The sequence below is a fragment of the Candidatus Neomarinimicrobiota bacterium genome, from assembly GCA_021734025.1.
GTDB lineage: Bacteria > Fidelibacterota > JAANXI01 > JAANXI01 > JAANXI01 > JAANXI01.
In genome coordinates this window covers 335,683-361,271 of the sequence record JAIPJS010000003.1, presented here as the reverse complement: position 1 = coordinate 361,271, position 25,589 = coordinate 335,683, and the positions used below count along the sequence as shown (strand labels likewise).

The following is a 25,589-nucleotide window of genomic DNA, read 5'->3' as shown; positions in this document are numbered from 1 at the left end:
AATACATAGCGTCGTAAGTCTATGTATGCACTATGCTGATTGCCCTCTGGCGAGCAGCTCCAGTTGTTCAAGATTGTCTCTCTCTCCGATGCAGATTAGTGTGTCACCCGAGTTGATTACGGTATTTGAGGACGGATTGAATTTCATTTCGTTGGAACTGTCCAGGATTGCCGTAATAATCGTATCAAACTTGCTCCGGATAGGCGTGTCCATTAATTTGGCTCCCGAGAGCTCTGATTGCTCAAATACTCTTATTTGGTCTATCGCCAAATTCAGCTTCCGCTGCCGCGACACAATTTCAATAAAATCGTCCACATGCGGCGATAGCACCATCTGCGCCATCTTGTGTCCACCAATCTCGTACGGATTAACTACCTTATTTGCGCCGGCTGTTCGCATTTTTTCCTGGGTTCCGGCCTCGCTGCAACGTGTCAAAATAAACAGGTCGGGATTTAGGTTTCGCGCAGAAAGCGTCACAAACAGGTTGTCGGCATCCGTTGAAAGCACAGCCACGAGACCTTTTGCGGACTCTACACCTGCTTTCTTCAATGCGTCGTCCTCCACGGCGGTGTCGTCTATATAAGTATATCCCTGTTCCGCCAGCGTTGAAATGATATCAGGATCGTTCTCTATGATGACCGTATCCCGGCCTCGCTGGCGGAAATCGTCGGCTATAACTCGTCCCATTCGCCCGTAACCACAAATAATGTAGTGATCTTTCATTTTTCGAATCTTTCGTAAAAGTGAACGTTCACGTAAAAACGGAAATTCTATAAGGTACCGCGAAACCTGCGTAATCCCGGTGTACCCGATGATTGTAATGCCAAAAACGATCAGGAGTATCGTCCAGATTTGCCCAATGGGCGTCAACGGCCCGATTTCCCGGAATCCCACAGTACTGAGTGTTATGATGGTCATATACAGCGAATTCAGAAATGACCATCCCTCAAAGTATATATATCCCCCGGATCCTACCAAAATCACAGTCAGGATAATTAGCAGAATCCGTCCTATGTTCGTAGCCCGTGAACCAATTCCCTGGCTATTCTGAGATATTTTAGTCATTCTCCCCGTTCGTTTCTTCCTCAGTACCACCGGGATTATCCGTCTCTACTTCATCCTTTACCTTAACTGCTTCTCCCGACAATAATTTCCGGAACCGGATGGCATTCTGATCGTCAATTTTCATATGAATATCGCGCTGCGGAAATGGTATGCCAACACCTTCTTCCTGGAAGCGTTTTTGAATGCTGAAATTAATATCACTTTGAATGTTATTAATCCCCTCCTGGGGATCGTTGATCCATGCCAGTAACTCAAAGTCGAGTGCACTCTCGCCATACTCCTTAAACCATACCCTGGGCCTGGGATACTTCAATACCCGCGGATGCTCACTGGCGAGATCCAATAGGATTTCCTTTATCTTTTCCGCGTCCGTACCGTACTCCACACTGATAGGAATATGAACCCGTGTCGGTGTATCATTCAGACTCCAGTTGATGACGGTTTTCTCAATGAAATCGGAATTGGGGACTATAATTGCAATGTTGTCTCGCGTCAGAATAGTCGTACTTCTGGCAGAAATATTGGTAATCGTTCCGAGGATATCACCCACATGTACAAAATCCTTGGTTTTAATCGGGCGCTCAAACAGAATTATGAGTCCGCTCGCAAAGTTATTAGCAATATTCTGCAACCCAAACCCAATACCGAGCCCCAGTGCACCAGCAAAGACCTTCAGGGTAGTCAGCTGGACGCCAACACTTTCCATGGCCACCACAATACCGATAACCAGGATAATGTAATTGGTGATGGTTAAAATCGCATGCCGCGCTCCCCTGTCCAGGCCGGTTTTCTGCAATACACTATGATTCAGGAACCGGCGGAAGTATTTGGAAATGTAAATAAATACAATGAATATCAGGATTGCCTTGATAAACGACCACGGCGTGATCGGTGTATCCTGCACCTGGAAAATTGTAAACGTAAATAGTGATCTCAGAGACCCCAAAATCGATTGTGCACCCAGTAACCACCAGGATTTTGCTATCAGTACTATTCCAAACAGGATCAGCAGCGCTGAAACAAGGAATTGCGATAGTGTATGCACCCGGTCCCAAAACCGTGCCGTCTTTGAATCTTCATCCTCATCAGATTTGCGTTTTTCTTCCGGAATGATCCAGTTGATGGCATCATACAGGATATGATTAAGAAGAATGCCTATAAGAATAATAGCTGCCGTGTAAAACGCCCTGCTGAATATAAATGACGACAGGTTGGAGTAACCTAAAATTGATAATAATCCGGTGAAGAGTAAAATTGTGTAAACAAGGTAGTACGTCTTATTAAAGAAATTTCGGAGCCGGGTGTAGAATTTCACTTCACTTTTTGGAATCAGGGAGAGCGTAAAATCCCTCCTTGCAAAGAGTACTGTAAACAGGAGGATTGCCCCGACCCGATAGACAAACTTAATAAAATACCTAAAATCCTGGTGGTATTCCAGGTACTGCAGGGTGAAAAGTACAATAATGTACAACAGCGTCCACTGGAGCAGCGATCGTGCTATGTGGAAAAAATACCGGGCTATTTTCGTGTTACACGGCACAAGCCGGTGATGAACTTCCTCAGGAGCAAACACCACCTCCAGAAACCACCGTGCGAGCTTATATATAATAACCGCTATCGCGATACGTAAGATTGCATAATATAGATTGGGCTGCAGACTCAGTACTAGGGCAATCAGCCAAATGCCGGCCATGATGTAGACAGTCGGAAGCGCACGCAATGTAATTTCCAGGACGTGTCCAAGCGTATTAAACGCCAGTATTTCACTCTCACCAAGTCGGTTACGCCGATGGTTTAAAAACTTCTTTAACGGAAAAAATGATGCAAGCAGGCCAATAACAATGATTATGGCGAGAAACAGGTTTGTGGCATGATTCCAGCTGGAGAAATACTGGTTTACGGCAGTTTTTACGTTGGCAATAACTTCAGTTTCCCCGCGAAATGCCTGCTGCACATCTCTCCAGAGATTTGAAAAGGTCTCCTTTGAAAAGGCAATCTCATCCCGGTCAAACAGTGTTTTATATCGCTTTTGCAGCTCGTCGATGCGCTGATTGATGGATTCCCGGTTAATCTGGACAACCTTGGAAGTGTCCGCACTGCCAGAGTCTGCCGGAGTATTCGTTGATTGCCCTCGAACCTGCTGCAGCGGGTTAGACTGGAGTGGGTTTTGAGTCAATCCGAAAACCGGAAACAAAATTAGTATAATGTATAACGTAAGGTATTTCATGTTAATTGGCTTATATATCGACATTTAGGCCATCCTCGGCAAGCAGTATTTCACCAGAATAATATTGTTGAACAACTCCAGGAATATCCTCCTGCTCTACCTGTGGATAAAAATGTGTAAGTACCGTTTTCTTCGCTTGAGCTAATTCTGCGATTTTTGCCGCATCAGATGGTGAGCAGTGTCCTTCAAAATCGGTTCCCTCCGGAATGGCAGACTCAATTACTAACAAATCAGCATCTTTTGCAAATTCCGCGAACTCTTCTGAATAACCCGTGTCACCGGAATATACGAGCGTCTGCCCGTTATTCCCGGTAAATCGATATGCGATACTCTCTTCGCTATGCACCACTGGCCCGGTTTCGACGGTAATGTCATCTATTGGAAAAATGTCTCTCCGCTCGTGCTCGGTGATATTTACTTCCAGGTGCTCCGCCTGAATCCAGCTGCCGTACACTTCAACCAATTCTGCATAATATTCCCTGAAACCCACTGGTGCACTCACCATTAATTGGTGAAGTTCCTTGATATCCGGGTCATTCTTCAGGGCAAAAAGAAACGGCACAAAATCTATGGTATGGTCCGGATGTAGGTGACTGTAGCAAACGTTTCGAATTTTCCGATAATCAAATCCGTAATCCGCAACTCTACGAAGTGCTCCGGACCCGCTATCTATGAGAATCAGAGAATCTCCGGTTTCAAGCAGATAGCCGGAGTTTCCCCTGTTTGGTGCTGGAATACACGTACCCGAACCAAGGATGGTCAACTTCATATTACTCCACGCTGCTGCGCGAGGTTAGCTTGCGCAGCCAAATATCCGTCGGGATTACCTATATCGTAAACCATTTCAGGTAAAAGGTATCCGAAAAGTGCAAAATCCGCAATCAGTTGTTGGTAGATGGGGACATCGTCAAACTCGTTTTCATTGCTGCTACCTGAGGAGAGTTTCAGTGCAATATCGAAAAAATCTTCAGTGAGCACCCCCCTCCCTATTGTTCGTAAAAACGGAACTTCCGCATAATCACCAACCGGGCCTTCCTGCTTATCCTGCAGATGTTCAATTTTATACAGATTGCCTTTCACCACACTGAATTTGCCTATTCCGGAGGCACCGTACAGTTTAGCCTCTTTCGGCCTGGTCACCTTAATCATACCAAGCACCGAATGTTCAACCCTGGTATAGGCATTTGTCAATTCCCTGGTCACATTTATTCCCGGCTCAATGCAGAGGTTGTCCGGAAGCACCATGTGTACTGGCGTTATGTTGATTTTTTTATATGCGCAGAGTAATGCATCGGCAAGACCGAGAGGGCTGTCCTGTGTGATAAATGTGAACGAAATCTCCGGAAAATTATGTATCAACAATCCGCTTAGATCCTCTTTCTCAGGCGATAAAACCACGGAAATTTTCTTAACGTCCGCATCGAGGAGTTCTTGGCAAATCCAGAATAAAGCCGGCGTGACACCAACCGGGACCATTTCCTTGGGATAGCACTGACTGAACGGCGCCATGCGCGTACCGAGCCCACCGGCGGGTATGATCGCAGTCTCTACGCTCAAAATGCTTGCCCCAGGGTAATATGAATCTGGCCAACGGATTCTCTCGCCTGCCGGTTGACTTTTACACCGTAATCGACTCGCGCAACTCCAATAGGTGTTTCATATCGTAAGCCGAGCCCCACACCGGTTCGCATTTCCCGCAGATTTTGTAATTCCACACGCCGCCAGGTGTTTCCGGTGTCGCTGAACAGAGCAAGATGTAACCCTTTATATACCTTGAACCGTGTTTCGAACCGCACAACCGTTTTGAAATTACCACCAATCGGCGTACCGTTTCGCATCGGTGACAGCGATTTCTCAGAATACCCCCGGACCGACTGATCCCCGCCGGCATAAAATCGCTCATAGATTGGGATACTCTGCGTTTCTCCAATTTCGTACATGACGCCGGTTGAGAGGTTCATCGCAAGCGTTAACCAGGGGCGGGCTGGATAGTACCGTGCATAATCGCCGGTAAGGCGCAAAAAGGAATTCGTCCCCTCGAAAATGGAGCCCGCAATCAGACCCGACAAAGAGAAAAAGCTGCCAGACGAGGAGTTAAACAGATTCTTTCTGGAATCTCTGGTGTACGTAAGATTAATACTTCGAATCCTGGTATTAGCGGTATCTGTTTCCTCGGTAGCCGGTATATTCATCTCGGAGAAAAAGTTGTTTTCGAACTTCAGGGAGGATGATATCCGCGAATAGGTAAAAATTTCCCGCCCGATTGTGGATTCAATCCCAAGGCGATTCAGGACGTAATCCGGGTTAATAAAGTCGGGCTCCCCCTGTCGGCGAGCATAAACCGTATTATCCAGGCGAACTCCCCAAAGGATGAAAAATGGTGCAGTGTAGAGGACTTCCCCTCTCAGTTCCGCAAAACTTGCCTTGCCACGCAAACCGATACGCTGTCCTGTACCCCGGAGATTCGATTGCAGAAGTTCAGCCGTCCCCCGAAACAACTCTTTTGAGCCATATCCGAGGCCAAAATTAAATTCCCCGGTTTCCGCCTCCGACAAGCGGACATAGACATTGCGATAGTTGTTCCCTACCGAATCCCTGGCGGGAGAAATAGATACACTGTTAAATATGCCGGTTTTGTATAAATTGCGCTGACTTTGAATAATTTTTGAATGAGTGAGGAGATCTCCGTTGTCGATCCTGATCTCCCGTTTCACTACAAAATCTTTGGTCTTTTCGTTCCCCGTGATAAGAACTGAATCCGCATATATTGGATTGCCTTCCGTAATATTGAAGGCCAAATCAATCACGTGATCGGTGGTTTGGACTTGCGGTTCTGCCTGGGCTTCCAGGTATCCCCCGTCCGCATAGGCATTTATGATATTCCATGTGGATCGACTTAACCTGAGAAAGCTGAACGCTTTTCCAGATTCAATCTGCAGTTCTTCCCGTAATCGATCATCGGAATATACCTGATTGCCCTTAAAAGTAATTTCGCCCACGATAGATTGAGGGCCCTCATCTATGTTGATAGTAATTCTGACCCGGTTTTTCTCTACGTAGGAGGTATCCCAGCCGGCTATTACCGCCTCCAGGAAGCCACGGTTATTGTACAGTGTCGTAATTGATCTGAGATCATCCTTGAATAATTCCATCTCGAGCCTGGAACGATTCCACCAATGGCTGGTCTTGGTAAACATGGTATTCCGGATTGCACTACCGGAAATATGCTCATTTCCCTCGATTGTGATTTTGTCCACAAATGGCTGTTCACCGGGTTCATCCTGGGCCGTCACACTACTACACACCGTTAGCATTGCAAGTATTCCAAAGATAATGCGACGGCGGGTCATTTGAACTTAATCCGGTATTTCAGGTCAACGCCGTACTCTTCCTGCTGGTTCGTCTCTGTGACCAGGTACCAGGTTGGTGAGAGCTGATAATTCAAACGGATGCCTTGTTCGTTTGAATGCCCTATGGAGGTAGAATACGTCAGCGTCAACCGCTTGGACAGATCTTTCTGCGCAGTAAATGTCGGTGAGTGCGCCCCGCTCATATTGAAGAGGTTCCCTTCAATTGCCACTTTGTCCAGATCCAGCAGGCGGCCGACCCGGTATTCTACCGCCGAGGCAATTCGTTTGCTGGAAAACTGCTCAGCTTGCCGTACGAGTGTCTGTGTCAGGTTCCCTTCTCCAACTACCCCGGAAAACTGGTCCCTGGGGCGCCCCACAGCCAGAATTCCAATGATATCGCTCTGTGTCAATTGTTCGTTGGTCTTTGGACGCCTCGCCGGGTCTGAGGATAATTGAATCCGCGGCTGTCGCAGGGTATTGGTAATATTCAGGGTAAAAGTATAATCGATTTCATCAATATTCTGATAATCTGGCACTACTGTGGTCGCAACGATATTAATATCCGGATTCAGGTTCGGTGTCCCGTTGAAAAAAACCTGCGCATTCTGTATTTCAAAAGTCCGTCTCAGATAGAAAATTTCGCCGCTGTTTGTCGCAATACGCCCGGAAAACCTTGGCTGGTATAACGGGCCGGATAATTGTACATCTGCGGTAAATTCAAGATCGGCTAAATTGTTCTGTACGGTCGCATTTTTCAGCATCTGTACCGAGAGATTAAGCCTGATATCCTCCAGCATGGCCTGCGTCAACCGCTGTGGCCTAATAGTCCGTGTGCCAATCAGGGTGAGAATTTGCGGGTTTGGGATATCCTTCCTGTATTTGAAGGAATTGAACGTAACAGTTCCCTCTACATAAGTCGGTTCACCAGCTCGGGTGATCAAACGAAGATTAGACGGAGCCAGTGTCATGCTAACAATCTTTTCCCGGGTCAGTGTTATTTGGTCGGTAGATATGGACATATCATACTGAACGGCACCCTCGGGCGGAATCGTCACAGTTCCGGCAAACTGTACCGGGTGCTTGTCGATACTAAGCCTTCCTCGCTGAACTTGAACCCGGTTTCCATTGAAGTCTAATTGGAGCTCTCCGCTGGTTATCTTCTGCTGAAAAAACGGAAGATTCGAATTAAACCTGGTCACAGCAAGATTACCGGTAATTTTTCTGCTTGTTTCCGTCTTCTTATAGCTGACATCCGCATTCAATATGCCGTTGATATCTGCCTCGTTCGCAAAGCCGATCTCAAAAGGATCCAGCGGGAAATCCCGGGCGGCAAATTGAAAATCGGCCTGCTCCCCTACCGCCGCTATTGAGAATGGGGCCAGACTTACATCCGCGGAAACCCGGCCGGAGCCGAGTACGCTCGCTCCTTTATTTTTTAACAGGAGTGTGTCGATAGCGAGAAATCCTGATTGGTAATTTCCGGAGAAAGTAGCCTGCTGGAATCGGACCTGTTCAACCGTGAGATCTTTGACATCCGCAGTATAATTAAATTCCGGCGCACTCCGGGTTCCGGACAACGCGATCGATAGATGCGTAATTCCTTGCAGCGGTTTTTGCACCTTAATCACATTCAACAGCGTATCCAGCCTGAGTTTGGAAACGTGCAGATTACCAGCAATTGAGTCGGTAACGCTGTTATGCTTCATTCTGAGTTGTAATTGACTATGATTATTGAACTCGCCGTCCAATTCAACAGCAATATTTTTAGGATCATCAAAAGTAAACGAACCCGCAGCCTCAATTGGATACGAATTTAGGCTGGCGGATGCGTTATTGAGTGTAAATTGCTTGCCATTGAAATCCATCTGCCAACCAAGATCTAACACTTCCCACTCCTGTATTGCACTATGGAGATCGATATCCGTACCCGACAGGTAGCCACCAAGAGTCGGTTCCGCCCATGTACCACCAACACTGATGTCGCCGTTCACCTCGCCCGAGGTCGCCCTAATTCTGTCTGTATAATCGTTGGCGAGCTGAGCCTTGATCTCCGAGACAACCAGCCACAAATCCAGGGAATCGACCTTCACGGAATCCGTGATACCACCGTTTTGCATATCAAGGGGGACGCTGCCCTGTACCTGTATAATGCCGTTCGGTGTGGACAATGTTGATCGGTTTAGCGTGATTTTTTGTTCCTGGTATTCCCCATTCCAGCGATAACTCCACTCTGAGGCACTGGTATCATCCTGGCTTTGCCAAACCCCATTGCTTTGAATGAAGGGATCCTCTGTAAAGGAATCGATATTCAGGGTTCCACTTACATTACCAGGCGTTTTTAATTGTAGTGGGATATAAGCCCTGGCCACCGCCACAGGAACGCTATTCATTATGAGTGCAACCCTTCCACCCTGACTGTAATCAAAATCTACCTCAACAGCCCCTTTGGGCTCCAGTGAGATTTCCCCGTTGAAACTAGGGGTGAGCGTTCCTTCCCCCGAAATTTTTACGGGATAGGTATCATATTGAAAATGCACAAACTGCACATCGAATGTCCGGCCGCTAAAATCGATTCTGGCCTGGAAATTCTTAATTGGCGGATTGTTTTTATCCCAGCGAACGAACCCTGAATCCACCTCAACCTGTCCTTCAATTGAAGGTGTTAAGTAATTTCCTTGCACCGTAATTTTGTGGTTTATCATGCCATTAATTTGCCAGGGATCGGGTAAAAACGGGTTGGCGACATCCAGCGGCCAGCGTTCTCCGGAAACGGTCAAATGGAGAGAATCATTGGAAGAGAACGGCAGATATCCATCCAGACTCGCCGATAAATTTTGTGTAGACGCTTTGCCGGAAGTAATGGTTAATCCAGCTGTATCCCAGTGAAATTGGGCATTCACCGAATCGATGGGAGTCGTGGCAAACCGGGCCTCCTTCATAAATATACGGCCACTTCCCTGCAGTGAGTCTTGAGTATAAATAAAATCTGTCTGGATATTAACATTTCCATAAACCTGATTTACCATTCGGGGTATCAACTGGGTCCAGCGCTGCAGCGAAAGGTTTTCGGCAACAATCTGTCCGGCGTATCCTTTCATCTGACTATACTGCACGCCAGCATGAAAATTGCCCAGGGTCGAATCCCCGTTGGGTGAATATGGCTCTGTAATATCTAGAGATACCTTTAACTGGGGCGAAAAATCGACACCTGCCCGAACATTACTCGGAGAAAGGTCATTTACTTTTAATGAGCCATCGCGAATTCTGAAACCGGCAGTGTCTCCCTGGAACGGGAGTTCGGAATGAACGCTATACGGGTTGCCGTCCGCAGATGAGTAAGTCACATCGGCAAATAATTCACCATTGACGGTAAACATATCAGCATGGCCAACTCTTCCAGCGAACTCTCCGCTGACTACTGGTGAGAGCAGTTGTGCTACGGTTGAATCAAACTCTGCGATGCTGTTAAGTTGTATTGTCCCATCAAACTGAAATGGCCACGCAAATTGCCCGGAGATTTCTACCTGGTTATCCAGATGTTCCCCACTGATGCGCAGCGAATCTGCCGAAACGGTAATATCCGTTTGCATCTCCGAGTATTTTTTTTGGCTGATGATTGGCTGGGTGAACCTGAATTTCCCGCTGCCGGTCGTCTGCTCGATACCGGTTGCCGGTATACTGGCGTTGAGTGAAAAATCGACCGGAGAATCGACAGGTATCTCTTCCCCGGCGAGAAAATACTTCACATATCGGAGTGACGACAAGTGTCCGGCCGCATTGACTTCGCTCTCTTTTCTGTGCCAGTCATATTTTCCCGTAATTCTAAGTGTATCTCTTTCCGAACCGAGTAGAGTACGTACACTATTGAAGTTGACCATCTCATTATTCCCGGTAATACTCGCGGCCAGCGATTCTACTCTTATAGTATCGTATTGAACGTATTCTGCGCCGATTTCTCCACTGTAGTTCAGCGAAGAATCGTAACGAACATCACCTGTCAGCGACACCGCGGAAAGGGTGATCCTGTCCTCCTGTTCTTCCGGGAGAAATTCTCTGGCGAAATACAGGAGATCGTGTCCGATTTTTCCGTCAAACATCAAATCTATTTGCAGGCTCTCCCCGAGACCTATTTCTCCCTGGGCGGAAAGTGAAGTTTCCCGGCCCCGGATAGTTGCCACGGGCATTTGCCATCGATCTCCGGACAGATATTCCCCGCGGATCCTTGCCGAAAATGGACGTACAATTTCTCCCTGGTAAACACCATTCAAGCCGGAAATATCTACCGAAACGGTTTTCTCTGGGATATACAGGGCATCGATATTCCTGAGCAAGACGTGTGCATTATTACTGGTATCTTCGTAGGAAATCTGGACATTTGACACATCAGCATACCGCAGTTTGAACTTCCAGCGACTCTGCTTTACCGGTTCATCTTTGGAAATACTTGTAAATCTGTCAAGAAGATTCCGGTTTAGATGAATACGAATACCGTCAGATTCCAGAGAATCGACAGTTACCCTGCCACGGAATGCCGGCATCAGCTTGTAATTGACGGTCAGTTCGGAAATGCCCAAAGAACTCCGGGTCAGCGTATCCGTAATTGTGACATCCCGAAATGTTATTCTGGAGATAAGGTTTGTTTCAAAATCTGCAGACTGAATTTTATATCCTGTCGACTGCTCAAACTTTTGAAATACAAATTGCTGGACGGTCTTCTTACCCATTGGAGTAAAGAGCCAGATGATCCCCGCGGCGAGGACCACCAATACGGCACCAGCAATATAGAGTAATGTCCGTTTCACCTATCTCCAACCGGGTTTTTGTACAAGTTAAATGAAAGGTAACAGCCCGATTTCGCTTACGCAAAATAGCCAGAATATGCCGTGACTGTAAGGCTTCAGCCATCCTCTGCGCTGGTTTCATCGACCAGCCAGGTCAAATAATCTTCGGAGCCTTTGATAACAGGTAAAGCGATGATCTCCGGTGTCTGGTAGCTGTGTAACTCCTTCACGACCTTGACGACTTCATCGAACAATTCATTCTGGGATTTTGCGATAACGAGGACTTCGGAATCGTGAGTGACCTTTTTTTCCCAGTTGAATATTGACGTAATTTCGGGAACAATGTTGCCACAGGCGATCAATTTTCTTCGCACCAGGGTATTTGAAATCGTCTGAGCTTCCTCAGAATTCCCACAGGTAATTAATATGACGACAGGTGAAATATCGTTGGTCATAAATTCTCCGATAATTTGAATTCAAACGTACTAATCACGAACTAATCTTGTTGTGACCAGTTTTGAGGCAAAATATATACAATCGCACTAAGAATCGTATCCGCAATCAAAACGGCGCCGAGGTAGATAAAATGTCCGGTTGGCCCCCAGAAAAAATCCAGTGTCTCCTTCATGTAGATAAACATCATCAGCAGGAAAGCAATACCATTGAAAAAGAACATAAATCCGCCGAGGAACTTCATAGCGTTCTGGGTTCGGGCTTTTCCCTTCATACTGTAGTCCCCTTGGTCTCAGAATAACATGATGAATATACAAATCAGGGGTTGCTTCCGAAAAGCGTAAATGCCCTGTGGTGAAGAATTCCGGACGGGTAACCGTCCCGGGAATGACACGGAGTGCTGGAAGTCTCTCCCACTTCAGACAGAAAATACCTCAAATCACCAGGGATCAATAACTCATGTCGTAATAATCCTGAAGTGAATGAACCTCGTGATCTCCGTCCTGATCGGCCCGGAGCGCCCGGACAGCCGCCTGAGCTCCGGAGAGTGTGGTAATGTTCAGAATTCCTTTCTGAATTGCAGCCCTGCCAATGGATTCCTCATCATACCGGGACTGCTGACCCAGCGGTGTGTTTATGATGAGCGAAATTTCCTGGTTTTTTATCCCGTCGACGGCGTTCGGTCTACCCTCGCCTACCTTATGGATAGTTTCGGTATGGATGCCGTTTCGCTGCAATGCCTGGGCCGTTCCGGAAGTGGCGATTATTTCGTATCCCATTTCCTGCAGATCCCGCGCAATCGGGATCACGTTAAGCTTATCATTGTCATTTACAGAGATAAAGACCTTGCCGTTCTTTGGCAGTTCGCTTCCGGATGCAGTAGTTGCCCGGGAAAACGCATCACCAAAGGTATTCGCAATGCCCATCACCTCTCCGGTGGATTTCATCTCCGGCCCGAGATACATCCGTTCATTGGGAAATTTGTTAAACGGGAGTACCGCTTCCTTGACGGACACATGCGACATCCGGTCCCAGCGGGACAGCGATAGGTCATTCAATTTCTCTCCCACGGAGATCTGTGCGGCGATTTTTGCCAGCGGAATATCCGAACTTTTGCTCACAAACGGCACTGTCCGGCTCGCACGCGGATTAGCTTCAAGCACATAGACTTTGCCGTCTTTATAGGCAAACTGCATGTTTATCAGCCCAACAACGCCAAGTTCCAGTGCAATCTTCTCCGTGATATCGGTTATCTGTTCGATGGCTTCCCGGGTAATCATGTATGGCGGGAGCACACACGCAGAGTCGCCGGAGTGAATCCCGGCCTCCTCGATATGCTGCATTATACCGCCGATGTGCACGGTTTCGCCGTCGCTCAGACCGTCTACGTCGAATTCGAAGGCATCCTCGAGAAATGCATCGATGTAGATGGGCTGGCCGGCGTTGACGTCCGACGTCCGGGAGAGGTAATCCACCAGTTGATCCGTAGAGTAGACGATTTCCATGGCACGTCCGCCCAGGACATAGCTTGGACGCACCAGCACCGGATAGCCTATCCCCTCGGCGACTTCAATTACTTCGTCCAGGGAGGTGCCGGTCCCGTAATCCGGTCGTGCGATATCCAGTTTATCCAACACTTGCCCGAATTTCTCCCGGTCCTCCGCCAGGTCAATGCTCTTGGGTGCAGTGCCGACAATAGGCACGCCGGCCTCTTCCAGATCTCTGGCAATTTTGAGCGGCGTTTGCCCGCCGAATTGCACTAGTACCCCATCAGGCTGTTCCAGGTCCACGATATTCATTACATCTTCGAATGTGATGGGCTCAAAATACAACCGATCCGCCAGATCGTAATCCGTCGAGACAGTTTCGGGATTACAATTTACCATAATCGTCTTATACCCGAGGTCCCGGAGGCCGAATACTGCCTGTACACAACAGTAATCAAATTCGATCCCCTGTCCAATACGGTTCGGCCCACCGCCGAGGATCATAATCTTTTTTCCCTCAAGCGGTTCAATTTCGTTTTCCTCTTCATAGGTGCTATAGCAATACGGAGTTTGCGCAGAAAACTCGGCCGCACAGGTATCCACAACTTTGTAGGTGGGGACGATGTCATGTTCCTTCCGGTATTCCCTGATTTCCGCTTCCGATTTATCCAGACGCCGTCCTAACTGCCGGTCAGAGAAGCCCTCAGCCTTCCACCTTTGCATATTTTCCTGATTCAGCTCATCGACGCCCTGATCGGCGATACGCTTGATATGCCGGAGGAACCAGGGATCGATATGCGTGAGTTTCGCAATTTCTTCCACGGACTCGCCTTCCCGGAATGCCTGCCAGACCTTCAACAGCCGGAAGGCCGTCGGAAACCGTAGTTTTGTCATGTCCAGGAACCGCTTTCGGGTTGGTGATTTGTCGCTCACTTCCTCAACCTCTTCAGCGGGCTTCTTCGGCTCCAGACCGTCCAGACCGACCTCCAGGGAACGAAATGCTTTCTGCAGGGATTCCCGGAACGTCCGGCCGATGGACATTACCTCGCCAACGGACTGCATTTGTACACCGAGGTGCCCGGAGGCGGACGGAAATTTCTCAAAGTCAAACCGCGGGACCTTGGTGACCACGTAATCGATAGTCGGCTCGAACGCTGCCAGCGTCTGTCCGGTGATATCGTTTGGCAGCTCGTCCAGCGTAAACCCGACAGCCAGTTTCGCTGCAATCTTGGCTATGGGGAAGCCGGTAGCCTTGGAAGCCAGCGCCGAGGATCGGCTGACCCTGGGATTCATTTCAATGATCACCATTCGGCCGTCTTCGGGGTTGACGGCGAACTGCACGTTTGACCCACCGGTTTCCACGCCGATGGTACGCAGGCAGAGTAACGCCCAGTCACGCATTTGTTGGTATTCGCGGTCAGTCAGCGTCATGGAAGGCGCCACGGTGATAGAATCCCCCGTGTGGACGCCCATCGGGTCAATGTTTTCTATGGAACAAACGATAATAGCGTTATCAGCCTTGTCCCGGATGACTTCCAGCTCATATTCTTTCCACCCGACCAGGCTTTCCTCCATTAAAATCTCGTTTATCGGACTCTGGTAAAGCCCGTTCTCGGCGAGTTCTTCGAATTCCTCGGCGTTGTATGCAATGGAGCCACCTGTCCCGCCCAGAGTGTAGGACGGCCGAATAATCACCGGGAACTCCATCTCCTTGAGCAACTCTTTAGCTTCATCCATTGTTTTGACGAACCCGCCCTGCGCCGTATCGATGCCGACGTTGTCCATCTCTTCCTTGAATCGCTCGCGATCCTCTGCCTTTTCGATGGCCTCAACCTGCGCGCCAATTAATTCGACATCGTATTCTGCCAGCACCCCGGCTTTTTTCAGATCCACAGCCAGGTTCAGAGCGGTTTGTCCGCCAACGGTCGGAAGCACTGCATCAGGACGCTCCTTCTTAATAACTTCCTTTATGTAATCGACCGTAAGCGGCTCCATATAAACGACATCCGCAAGGTCGGGATCCGTCATAATTGTAGCCGGATTAGAATTCACGAGGATAATTCGATATCCCTCTTCCTTTAGAGCCCGAATGGCCTGCGTGCCCGAGTAGTCGAATTCACACGCCTGGCCAATGACTATGGGGCCAGCCCCGATTATCAGTATACTTTCCAAATCAGTCCGTTTTGGCATACCTCTTACGCCTTCTCCGTCTTCTATTAGTATTATCTGTTATCTTCCGTTCGGAAAAATGAATCCTTCAGTCCGGTATTGACCCGGTAGTTTTTGAATTCCATAGTTACAGCACCCTCCAGGGATTTCGCGGTATTGCCTTCATCATCTCCGGAACCCTCCTCCATACTACCAGGCATATGTTCTGTTGGGAGATTTCCCATCATGTCACCGGAAAATGTGAACGTTACATTTGTAACAGCCGGCAACCAAATATCGTTATATTCATGATAACTGATATCCGTAGTCATCAACGGTTTATCATTAGACGTCATTTCCAGCCTAGATATAACCCATCGATCCGCATCGATCCAGATGGTGGCGGCGACGTTTTCTACTCCGCCGCCAGTTGGCACGCCCATGTGGGATTGAGCGGAATCCGGCTCCATATCGCCCGTTACCACCCAATGTTTATCCCCGTTCAGGTATTCAGCATCAACGACCCTGGCATTCTGCAGATTATCAAAGATATTCTTCGGTCCCATGTGCAGACCGGTTTTCGGTGCAATGGCAATTCCTGATGATTCAATTCTGGTCATATCCGGCTGTTTAAACGCCACGTCGATTGTCTTACTGGGCATCCTGAGCCCCGGCATCTCCACGGAGATTTTCACCCTGGCCATGTAATCCTCAATTTGGGAAAACTGCTCCTGGAGATTCGCCTGGATAGTTTCTACCGTCATCTCGCTCTGCGCCTGCAGAGTCGGGCTGGCCGCTAATCCAATCACTGCGAAAACGATTCCAACGATTAATATATGTACCCGGCTACTCATGACAGGATATCCTTTCTGAGGAAAATCGTATAACTCACACCTAAAAATGCCGCGGCATAGACTGCTAATACTACTGCATTTCCCCCGATTTCCTTCCAGGGGATCGGGTCATGAAAGGCTTTGCTCCAAATATCGAAATAACTGGTAAAAAGGTATGGCTGAATCTGCTCAAACAGTTCAATTGGGATATTGGAAATCATCAGACCAACGATAATTACGGCCATGGCGCCGATAATCGGACCGATGCCATTATTCACCATGGATGAAAACATAAAACTCAGTGCAGCGACCACCAGCATGGTACCGGTAGCGAACAGAAACGATAAACCAAACCGTGGCCAGGCCATCTCTGGCGGGAGTATCAGAATGCCGTTATGCCTGACAATTAAATCCCCGGTACCGAGCCAGAGCGATCCCAGGCCGAGGCTCATGAGTGCAAAAAAAAGTACCAGCATCACCGTATAGATGCCGGTTGCGGTGACTTTTGACGTTAACACACGAAACCGGCTCACCGGGCGCGTTAAATAGAGCCGGAACGTGCCCGAAGCACCTTCCGCTGCAACAACGTCCCCTGCAACCAGCACAACCAAAAACGGAATGTGTATCCAGAGAAAATTCATTGTAAAATAAGTAGCCAAAAATCCATTGAACACATTGCCTGTTATAATAAATGAGTTCTGCAGTTGGTGTGTCATGGATTGTTCAATACCACTACTGCCCTTCGACATACCCCAAATGACCAGCGGCATGAGTATAGCCAGAGCAGCAAATCCGATGTATGATCGCCACTTTCCAAAGATCTTAATGAGTTCGTTGGTCACCAGTCTAAGCAGCAATCCCGGCCTCCTCGCTGGTGATGGAAAGAAAATAATCTTCCAATGATGATCTGGGTATTACAGCGAAAATTTCCACGCCGGAATCAACAAGCCTCTGAGTGATTTCCGGTATTTTTTCCCTGGAAATGTTAACCTTCAGGCTGCCTCCTTCTTCAGATACCTCCGGGATGAATCCAATATTTTCAAGCAACGTTTTCGCCTTATCCTTCGGTGCCGCCTGGATTTCCGTGGTGAACAGGTTTGTCTCCTGCATCAGTTCCCGGATGCTGCCGGTGACTATCAATTTTCCTTTGTTTATAATCGCCAGCGATGTGCAGACCTGCTCCACCTCGTACAAGAGATGTGACGATAAAAAAATCGTGATCCCCTGATTCCCCAAGTCGGCAATCAGATTTCGGACAGATTTCATACCCTTTGGGTCGAGGCCGGTCGTTGGCTCGTCCAATATCAGGAGTTTTGGCTCACTCAACAGCGCCTGTGCGATGCCAAGTCGCTGCTTCATTCCATGGGAATAGGCTTTGACCCGGTCATCTGCCCTGTCCAGCAACTCCACCATGTCCAGCACCTCGTCGATCCTTGATTCCCGGATATTCTGGAGTCTGCAGAGCATTTTCAGATTCGCTCTGGCGCTCAGATACTCGTAAAAATCGGCACTTTCGATAAGCGCACCAACATCGTGAAGGGTTTTCGTTCTGCTCCCCCGGACCGATTTACCGAACAGTTCCACATCTCCGGAGTCCGGCGCAATCAGGGAAAGCGCCATCCGGATAGTCGTCGACTTGCCTGCGCCGTTTGGCCCCAGGAAGCCAAAAATATCGCCCTGATTGACGTCGAAGGATAAATCGTCGACAACGACAGTATTCCGGAAGGATTTTGTAAGATGGGATGCGCGTATAACCGGAGAGCTCACTGGCGAAATTCCTTCATCATCCGAATAAAGTTTTCAAACAGGTAGCGGGAGTCGTGCGGCCCCGGGCCGGCCTCCGGATGATATTGCACGGAAAATGCTGGCACATCCTTACAGGAAAGACCTTCCACCGTAAAATCATTCAGGTTGGTGTGGGTGATTGCAGCTGTATCCGGCACCGAATCCACATCGACTGCGAACCCGTGATTTTGACAGGTAATCTCCACTTCATCCGTGTCATCATTTCGAACAGGGTGATTGATACCGCGGTGGCCGAATTTGAGTTTAAATGTTTCTGCACCGATGGCCAGCGCCAAAAGCTGATGCCCCAGGCAGATGCCAAAGACCGGGCGTTTCCCGAGTAGATTTTTGATGGTTTCGATAGCATACGAAACCGCCGCCGGATCGCCTGGTCCGTTCGAAAGAAAGATCCCGTCCGGATCGCTTTCGAGGATTTCTTCAGCGGTAGCATTTGCCGGATAAATTGTAATATCGCAGCCGTGGGTTTCCAGGAGCCGCAAAATGTTGTGCTTTATGCCGTAATCGATGGCAGCAACCTTCCATTCTTTTACGCCGGAACCCTGGCCATTCCACTTATGGATTCCATTGGTGGTCACTTCCATGCACAAGTCTAATCCTATCATAGATGGCGCTTTGGATAACTTTTCCGTCAGCGAGTCCGGGTCGTGATCTTCGGTGGAAATGATCCCATTCATTGCCCCTTCCTGGCGAATATGGCGAACCAACGCCCTGGTATCGATATCCTGAATTCCAACGATATCGTTCTCCCGCAGGTAATCGCCGATGGACTGGGTCGCCCTGGCATTTGACGGGATTTCGGTCTCCTCTTTGATGACGAATCCAGCCACCTGAATCCTGTCCGATTCCACGTCATCCGGATTTACGCCGTAGTTTCCGATATGTGGATATGTCATAGTCACAATTTGCCGACAATACGACGGATCGGTTAACACTTCCTGATATCCCGTCATTCCGGTGTTAAAACAGACTTCTCCCGTAGTTTCGCCTGTGGCGCCAAACGCCTTTCCCCGGAAGATTCTGCCGTCGTCTAAGAGTAACGTAGCGTCCTTCACAATATTTCCTTTTTTTCGGTTTAGCACTCCAAATACTGAATCGCGCAAAAGTAAAAAACGCGTTCAATTGTCACAATTATAATCCAAAATCCGGTTCGGCATCCCCCCATATAAAAAAAGCAGCCGATCACCCGACTGCTTTATATCATCATGAGGTAAATACATTCTACTCGCTTTGCAGAACCGATTCAATTTCCAGTACCTCGAATTCCAGATGCTTGTCTGGCTTTTTAATTTCAGCAGTTTCGCCAACTTCTTTTCCCATCAGCGCTTTTGCCAGCGGTGAAGTATAGGTCATCACCTCGGGATAATTTTCCAATTCATATTCCGCCGGGCCGACCAGATTGTATTCCTGGACTTCCCCGTTCTTCTTATTCTTAATCTTAACGTGCGTACCAAAGGAGACCACATCCGTATTAATATCGCCTTCGTCGAAAATCTCCACATTCATATACATCTGCAGCTGATTCAGTTTATAGTGGAGCATACTCTGCTTTTCCTTGGCGGAGTCGTATTCGGCATTTTCGGACAAGTCGCCATGTGCTGCGGCATCTCTGATATCATCCTTATTTGCATCGATCTCTTCCCGGAGCTCTTTAATCCGCTCCCGGAGGAGTTCGTGTGTATCCTTGAGTATTGCTACTGCCATAATAAATATCCTTGTGCTTCGTGTTTTTCTCGTTCAAACTCAAAGATAGGAAATTTTAGGAAATATAGAAAGCCAGCTGGCAAAATTTTTCTAATACTTCCCAAAGAAGTGAGTCACTACACCATTTCAGAATTATAAAAAATGATGCTATTGGTCGCCAAGAAGTCCACGTCCCTTCAGCCATTCCTGTAAAGTTTCCGGCCAGGCTCCAGCAGAATGATCGTAGTCGCCCAGCGCAAATCCGTGGCCGCCGGATTCATAAATATGCATTTCGGCTGGGATATCCAATGCATTCAGCCCATTAAAATACGCAATACTATTTCCGACCGGTACTGCCCCGTCATCGGCCGCGTGCACCAGAAAGGCCGGGGACGTTTCCTGTGAAATTTGCTGCTCGTTTGAGTATTGGGTGATGAGTACCTCACCCGGTTCTTCGCCAATGAGATTGGTACGTGAGCCGCCATGCGTTAAACTGTTGGTCATGGAGATAACCGGATAAATCAATATGGAAAAGTCCGGTCGGGCGCTGAGTTCTATAGGGTTCGGATACACTTCCCGGTCAAATTGCGTGCTGAGCGTCGCCGCCAGGTGCCCTCCGGCGGAGAATCCCATAATTCCGATTTTATCCTTATCGATGCGCCACTGCTTCGCATGTTTTCGCACCAACCGCACTGCCCGTTGCGCATCCTGCAGCGGCCCTATCGATTTTTCCTTCATAATACGGTCGCTCGGCAACCGGTATTTTAACACGATTGCTGCGACACCGTAAGACGCAAGCCAGCGAGCAACATCGAATCCTTCTGGTCCGATAGATAGATATGAATATCCACCGCCCGGACAGATGACAACTGCTGTCCCCGTCTCGATGTCCTGTGATGGCAGATAAACGGCAATGGTCGGGTCCGAGACGCGCGCTATTCTGTGGGCGCGCTCCTTAAATAACCCTTCGACATATTCCGGGTCATCTATAGCACCAGGTACTCCGCCAGGCCAAAGTGTTAGTGTGGAATCCTGGGCAAAGCCAATCGATCCACATAGCAAGAATGTCAGAACAAGCAGAGCATAAATATTCCGGAATATATTATTCTCATTCACAGGGGACGTCCTATATTTTATGAATTATAGATATCGATCAACCTTTACGCAGAATGATAACTAATCCGGCAAATCGTGTTTTTCCCGCCACGCCGGGTATTGCTTCTCCAACAATTCCTGTGGCCAGTAGCCGTACCAGTCGTAGCCGATTCGCCGTTCATGATTCACTTCTTGCAGTGAGTACACCTTCTCCCCACTGCGCCGGCAGAAAAACGGTCTGTTGGTCTCCACCTCATAATATCTCGCCCAGATCGGTGGCGCAGATGCATCTTCCATTACAATCCTGTCCCGCTGCTCTTCACCGTCCATAATACGGGTTACCTCCTTCACCTTAATCCCGCGAATCCTGGATTTTTCGAACCATGCTATGGCTGCTTCCACAGAATGAATAACCCGTTGACTCGGCTCTGGCAATCGCATTAAAAATTCGACAACCGATGTACTCTCCCATGCGGTTTTTGACGGCAACTCATACGATCGGCCCTTCACCGGTTCATAAGTCTCATGATCGTGTTGTTGACACCAGACAGTCTTCATACCGTTGACTTCTATCTGGCACTCCAGAGTGACATCAATAGCCTGCTCTAAAGCCGTATCAACATTTGACCTGGTTGAATCATCGAGCCAGGAATAGAACGACTTTTCAAGTGAGATATCAAGCAACAGGTTCATGATGCCGGTCATGACGTCATCGTTAAATGTAATAGCGTCGACATCCCAACCACGCCAACCACCGTTCGCATGCTGCCTCCCTAGGACATATTCAATTCCCCTCCGAGTGGCATCCTTGAAGCGGTCAAATCCGGTTCTCGTATACACCTTGGCCAGATATTCAATCTGCGGATAGGTATTTCTGTTGTCGAAGGTACTCCGGCGGTAGCGCTCCGTGTAGGAACTGAGGAGTGAATCCGCATCCAGTTTGCCGAGCCAGTCGATGTTCTTTGGCCAGCCGCCATCCTCATTCTGATATTGGAGCAAGTTATCCGCAATTTTCACGAACTCCGACGGATCGTACCTCGGATAATCAATTTCATGCTCAAGTTTCCAATGATGGATTCCGTCGCCAAACATCTCCAGGCTGACCGGTGTGGTCGTGCGGCTGGTATCGTCTTCTGCCCCCAACGGAACCGAAATTAAAAGGAAAATGCTCAGTGCCATTCCGGTAAATAATCTGGCGGAGGAACAGGGGAAACTCCATCTTTGGTAGTTCATAATTGAAACCTTTACAGGATTCCTGGTTTGTATAATCGGAAATTTAAAGTTAATAATAATCCGGAGGCCCGCCATATTCCAGAAATTTCTCGTCGACAGGGTTTTATATCCATCTCCGGAATTATGAGTTGCTTTTTTTCCCCTGTTAAACGATTTTAATTGTCGAATATCCGCCCGCATTTTCAATACATATCTTATCAGGCATAGCACTAACTCTTTCTGGTGGAAGGAATTCCTATGGATACAGATCAACAGGTGCGTCAAAGTTTCCAGTATGCGAAGGAAGCCTATTTTGAACTGGATGTAGACGTCGAACAGGCATTAGAAACCCTGGCGGCGATTCCGATTTCTATTAATTGCTGGCAGGGTGATGACGTCCAGGGATTTGAGTCATTAGCCGATATCGGCGACGGCGGTTTACAGGTGACGGGAAACTATCCTGGGCGGGCACGTACACCGGATGAACTCCGGGCCGACGCCCGGAAAGCCATGTCGCTGATACCCGGGACTCACCGGTTTAACCTGCACGCAATCTACGGGGATTTCCAGGAAGGCGCCCCCGAGCGAAATGAGATTGGGCCCGAACATTTTTCCCGTTGGATCGACTGGGCTAAGGACTTGGGGATTGGCCTGGATTTTAATCCGACCTTCTTTGCCCATGAGATGGTGAAGGATGGCCTTACGCTCAGCCACCCGGATGCCAGGGTCAGGGACTACTGGATTGAGCACGGCAAAGCTTGCCGGAAAATCGGCGAAGCCATGGGTAAGGCCCTCGGGACACCGAGTGTTGTGAATGTCTGGATCCCTGACGGCTCCAAAGATTTGCCGTATGATAGGAAGGGTCCCAGAGAACACCTGGCCGGATCACTGGATGCGGTCTTCGCGGAAAATATCGATCCGGCCCATATGAAGGATGCTGTGGAGAGCAAACTGTTTGGCATCGGCGTCGAAAGTTATACCGTGGGTTCTCACGAATTTTATCTAGGCTATGCACTCAAAAACAATACCCTCCTCTGCCTGGACTCCGGACATTTTCATCCCACCGAACAGGTTGGCGATAAAATTTCTGCCATACTCACCTTTTTAGACGAGCTGTTGCTGCATATTTCCCGGCCGGTCCGCTGGGACAGCGATCATATCGTGATCCAGGATGATATGCTGCGTCTCATTGCCGAAGGGATTATCCGAGGCGAATATCTATCCAGAGTGAATATCGGTCTGGACTTTTTTGATGCGACGGTGAACCGCCTTGCCGCCTGGATTGTTGGCACCAGGGCTGTACAAAAGGCTCTCCTCAAAGCGTTGCTTGAGCCCCATAATTATTTGGCACAACTGGAGCTGGACGCGAACAAGACTGAACGCCTGGCACTCTTTGAAACTATGAAGTCATTGCCATTCGGCGCTGTTTGGGATTATTTCTGTCGGCAACAAGATGTTCCGCCCCGCATGGCTTGGCTAGACAAGGTCAAAGAATACGAACGAACGATACTCAGTCAACGACAATAACCGCTACCACTGTCAAAATTGCGAGGACGAATATGGTAGATCTCGAACACTCAACGTCACCAGACCTGGAATTTGAACGCGAGCCCGTTCCGGCGAAGGCCCAGCTTGGCTTTAAGCACTTTATTGGGATGTATGCCGGAGAGCACTGTGCCGGTACGGAACTCATGCTTGGTCCGCTCTTTGTTGCCGCCGGAGTCAGCGCGTTTGATTTGATTTTCGGGTTATTGCTTGGCAACGCCCTCGCTGTACTCAGTTGGGTGTTATTTACTTCACCGATTGCAACCCGAGCCCGACTCACCCTGTATTATCAGCTGGAGCGTATCTGCGGTAAAAAACTCGTCGTAATATATAATTTGGCGAATGGCATAATGTTCTGTTTCCTGGCTGGCGCGATGATTACGGTCTCTGCCACGGCCATCGGTGTCTGGATCGACTTTCCCATGCCGGGATTAAACGATTTGTATCCCAACAGTCTCGGATGGATTATTGCTGTTTTTGCAGTAGGTGCAGTCATTTCCATCGTAGCCGCGTACGGATACCGTGTGGTGGCGAAGTTTGCAAACATCGCTTCCCCATGGATGGTACTGGTCTTTGTGGCTTTCGGTCTCATTGGCCTCAAACAGTTTATTGACGTCTCCGGCGTGACGATAAACGGTATCGGAGACCTGTGGGATCTCGCAGAGAACCATATCTGGACCGGTGGTGATGCCCTGCCGGGACAAGTCAAATTCTCCTTCTGGCATGTCCTGTTTTTCTCATGGTTTACCAACCTGGCGATGCATCTGGGTATGGCGGACTTGTCCGTACTGCGGTTTGCCAAGAAAACCTGGTATGGCGTGGCCTCGGCAGCCGGTATGTATGTTGGTCACTTTATGGCCTGGATATCCGCCGCTATCCTGTACGCGCTACAGTTATACCAAACGCCGGGCAACACGGACGTCCTGCCGGGTCCACTGGCATATAAGGCAGCAGGGCTTGCCGGTATTTTGTGTGTTATTATTGCCGGCTGGACAACGGCGAATCCCACAATTTACAGAGCCGGACTCGCCTTTCAGGCTATCGTCCCCAAATGGCCGCGATTCCGCGTAACCCTGGCGACCGGCTTGCTGGCAACCATCGCCGGAATGTTTCCGGCGGTCGCCATGAAACTGCTCGACTTCGTAGCATTGTACGGCATGCTTCTGATGCCGATGGGCGCCGTCATTTTTGCTGACTTCTGGCTCTCAAGGAAAGCCGGTATCCAGTCCGAATTTGCATTAAAGTTCAATAATTCCTTTAACTGGGCGGCCGGACTCACGTGGCTGCTGGCGCTTGTTCTGTGTGTCGTGTTGATCCGCTACGCCGGCATCCAGATCTACTTTGTCAGTCTTCCGGGATGGATTTTCGCCATTTTCGCATTTCTCGGGCTGAGCAAACTTATGCAACGAAATTATTCACCGAATGTAGCGACATAATCGAAAGGTTCATAAATGGTTACCTTTTTTCGAACACTTGCATGGTTGTCTCTGGTTGTCCTTTTACTCCCATCTGTGCTCTACCTGGCCGGAACCTTTGACTTGCCCCAGGTGAAGTCCTGGATGCTCTGGTCATCTCTGGTCTGGTTTGGTATTTCCGGCGGACTGGCATATTTCGCCAACTCTGATCCGGCGGACACCTGATAATTTAGAGCCCATCCCTCAAAACATCCCCGCCTTGCTTCCTGAGCCATCTGGAATATTTGCAGAGTTACAGATTTCCGGCAGTATGGTATACCTGTCGTTTTTGTATCATAACGCCATAATTCATGATACAATTTATTTCATTTTTGTTGACTCAGGTGACATTATTTATTAAAATTACAAAGATTCAAGGTTACATAATTCAATCCGGCCTAAACTATCTACAGTGAATTTCCTGGTTCAATTAATTCTTTAGTTAAGGCCGGT

19 protein-coding genes are annotated in these 25,589 nt (G+C 48.5%); 3 read left to right on the top strand and 16 right to left on the bottom strand.

Going from position 1 to position 25,589, the window contains the following annotated elements; translation table 11 throughout:
- Nucleotides 1–30: 30 nt before the first annotated feature.
- The 16 genes from K9N57_05660 to pelA form a co-directional block, all read right to left on the bottom strand.
- Nucleotides 31–1,065, bottom strand: a complete 1,035-nt coding sequence (locus tag K9N57_05660; GenBank protein MCF7803655.1) for an NAD-binding protein — start codon at nt 1,063–1,065, stop codon at nt 31–33.
- Nucleotides 1,058–3,316, bottom strand: a complete 2,259-nt coding sequence (locus tag K9N57_05655; GenBank protein ID MCF7803654.1) for a mechanosensitive ion channel — start codon at nt 3,314–3,316, stop codon at nt 1,058–1,060. Before K9N57_05655 ends, K9N57_05660 begins: the two co-directional genes overlap by 8 nt.
- On the bottom strand, nt 3,303–4,061 hold the full coding sequence (locus K9N57_05650; protein ID MCF7803653.1) for an MBL fold metallo-hydrolase: 759 nt from the start codon (nt 4,059–4,061) through the stop codon (nt 3,303–3,305). Before K9N57_05650 ends, K9N57_05655 begins: the two co-directional genes overlap by 14 nt.
- The gene (locus K9N57_05645; GenBank protein ID MCF7803652.1) at nt 4,058–4,849 is read right to left on the bottom strand and encodes an NTP transferase domain-containing protein; all 792 of its coding nucleotides are present in this window, start codon (nt 4,847–4,849) and stop codon (nt 4,058–4,060) included. The genes K9N57_05650 and K9N57_05645 overlap by 4 nt, the downstream gene beginning before the upstream one ends.
- Nucleotides 4,846–6,642, bottom strand: a complete 1,797-nt coding sequence (gene bamA, locus K9N57_05640) for an outer membrane protein assembly factor BamA (protein ID MCF7803651.1) — start codon at nt 6,640–6,642, stop codon at nt 4,846–4,848. Before bamA ends, K9N57_05645 begins: the two co-directional genes overlap by 4 nt.
- Nucleotides 6,639–11,444, bottom strand: coding sequence for a translocation/assembly module TamB domain-containing protein (locus tag K9N57_05635; protein MCF7803650.1), 4,806 nt, complete (start codon nt 11,442–11,444; stop codon nt 6,639–6,641). The genes bamA and K9N57_05635 overlap by 4 nt, the downstream gene beginning before the upstream one ends.
- Before the next feature lie 95 nt (nt 11,445–11,539).
- On the bottom strand, nt 11,540–11,878 hold the full coding sequence (locus K9N57_05630) for a divalent-cation tolerance protein CutA (GenBank protein MCF7803649.1): 339 nt from the start codon (nt 11,876–11,878) through the stop codon (nt 11,540–11,542).
- Nucleotides 11,879–11,919: 41 nt separating this feature from the next.
- A complete protein-coding gene (locus tag K9N57_05625; GenBank protein MCF7803648.1) occupies nt 11,920–12,150 on the bottom strand; it encodes a hypothetical protein in 231 nt (76 codons plus the stop codon).
- A 175-nt stretch (nt 12,151–12,325) separates the two neighbouring features.
- Nucleotides 12,326–15,553, bottom strand: coding sequence for a carbamoyl-phosphate synthase large subunit (gene carB, locus K9N57_05620; protein MCF7803647.1), 3,228 nt, complete (start codon nt 15,551–15,553; stop codon nt 12,326–12,328).
- 32 nt (nt 15,554–15,585) lie between these two features.
- Nucleotides 15,586–16,365: a hypothetical protein gene (locus K9N57_05615; protein ID MCF7803646.1), complete on the bottom strand. Its 780-nt coding sequence runs from the start codon at nt 16,363–16,365 to the stop codon at nt 15,586–15,588.
- Nucleotides 16,362–17,201 (bottom strand): ABC transporter permease subunit, encoded by an 840-nt coding sequence (locus K9N57_05610; protein ID MCF7803645.1) that lies wholly within the window; start codon nt 17,199–17,201, stop codon nt 16,362–16,364. Before K9N57_05610 ends, K9N57_05615 begins: the two co-directional genes overlap by 4 nt.
- A complete protein-coding gene (locus K9N57_05605; protein ID MCF7803644.1) occupies nt 17,191–18,111 on the bottom strand; it encodes an ABC transporter ATP-binding protein in 921 nt (306 codons plus the stop codon). The genes K9N57_05610 and K9N57_05605 overlap by 11 nt, the downstream gene beginning before the upstream one ends.
- Complete coding sequence (gene carA, locus K9N57_05600; GenBank protein MCF7803643.1) at nt 18,108–19,205, bottom strand: glutamine-hydrolyzing carbamoyl-phosphate synthase small subunit; 1,098 nt, start codon at nt 19,203–19,205, stop codon at nt 18,108–18,110. The genes K9N57_05605 and carA overlap by 4 nt, the downstream gene beginning before the upstream one ends.
- A gap of 163 nt (nt 19,206–19,368) precedes the next feature.
- On the bottom strand, nt 19,369–19,851 hold the full coding sequence (locus K9N57_05595) for a GreA/GreB family elongation factor (protein ID MCF7803642.1): 483 nt from the start codon (nt 19,849–19,851) through the stop codon (nt 19,369–19,371).
- A gap of 147 nt (nt 19,852–19,998) precedes the next feature.
- Entirely contained in the window at nt 19,999–20,910 is a 912-nt protein-coding gene (locus K9N57_05590) for an alpha/beta hydrolase (GenBank protein MCF7803641.1), read from the bottom strand.
- A gap of 96 nt (nt 20,911–21,006) precedes the next feature.
- Nucleotides 21,007–22,158 carry a pectate lyase gene (gene pelA / locus K9N57_05585; GenBank protein ID MCF7803640.1) on the bottom strand — a complete coding sequence of 384 codons (1,152 nt, stop codon included), beginning with the start codon at nt 22,156–22,158 and terminating at the stop codon, nt 21,007–21,009.
- 237 nt (nt 22,159–22,395) lie between these two features.
- Between pelA and K9N57_05580 the strand changes: the two genes are divergently transcribed.
- The 3 genes from K9N57_05580 to K9N57_05570 are packed head-to-tail and all read left to right on the top strand — an operon-like array spanning nt 22,396 to nt 25,322.
- Complete coding sequence (locus tag K9N57_05580; protein ID MCF7803639.1) at nt 22,396–23,664, top strand: L-rhamnose isomerase; 1,269 nt, start codon at nt 22,396–22,398, stop codon at nt 23,662–23,664.
- 32 nt (nt 23,665–23,696) lie between these two features.
- On the top strand, nt 23,697–25,118 hold the full coding sequence (locus K9N57_05575; protein MCF7803638.1) for a hypothetical protein: 1,422 nt from the start codon (nt 23,697–23,699) through the stop codon (nt 25,116–25,118).
- 15 nt (nt 25,119–25,133) lie between these two features.
- The gene (locus K9N57_05570) at nt 25,134–25,322 is read left to right on the top strand and encodes a hypothetical protein (GenBank protein MCF7803637.1); all 189 of its coding nucleotides are present in this window, start codon (nt 25,134–25,136) and stop codon (nt 25,320–25,322) included.
- Nucleotides 25,323–25,589 lie beyond the last annotated feature (267 nt).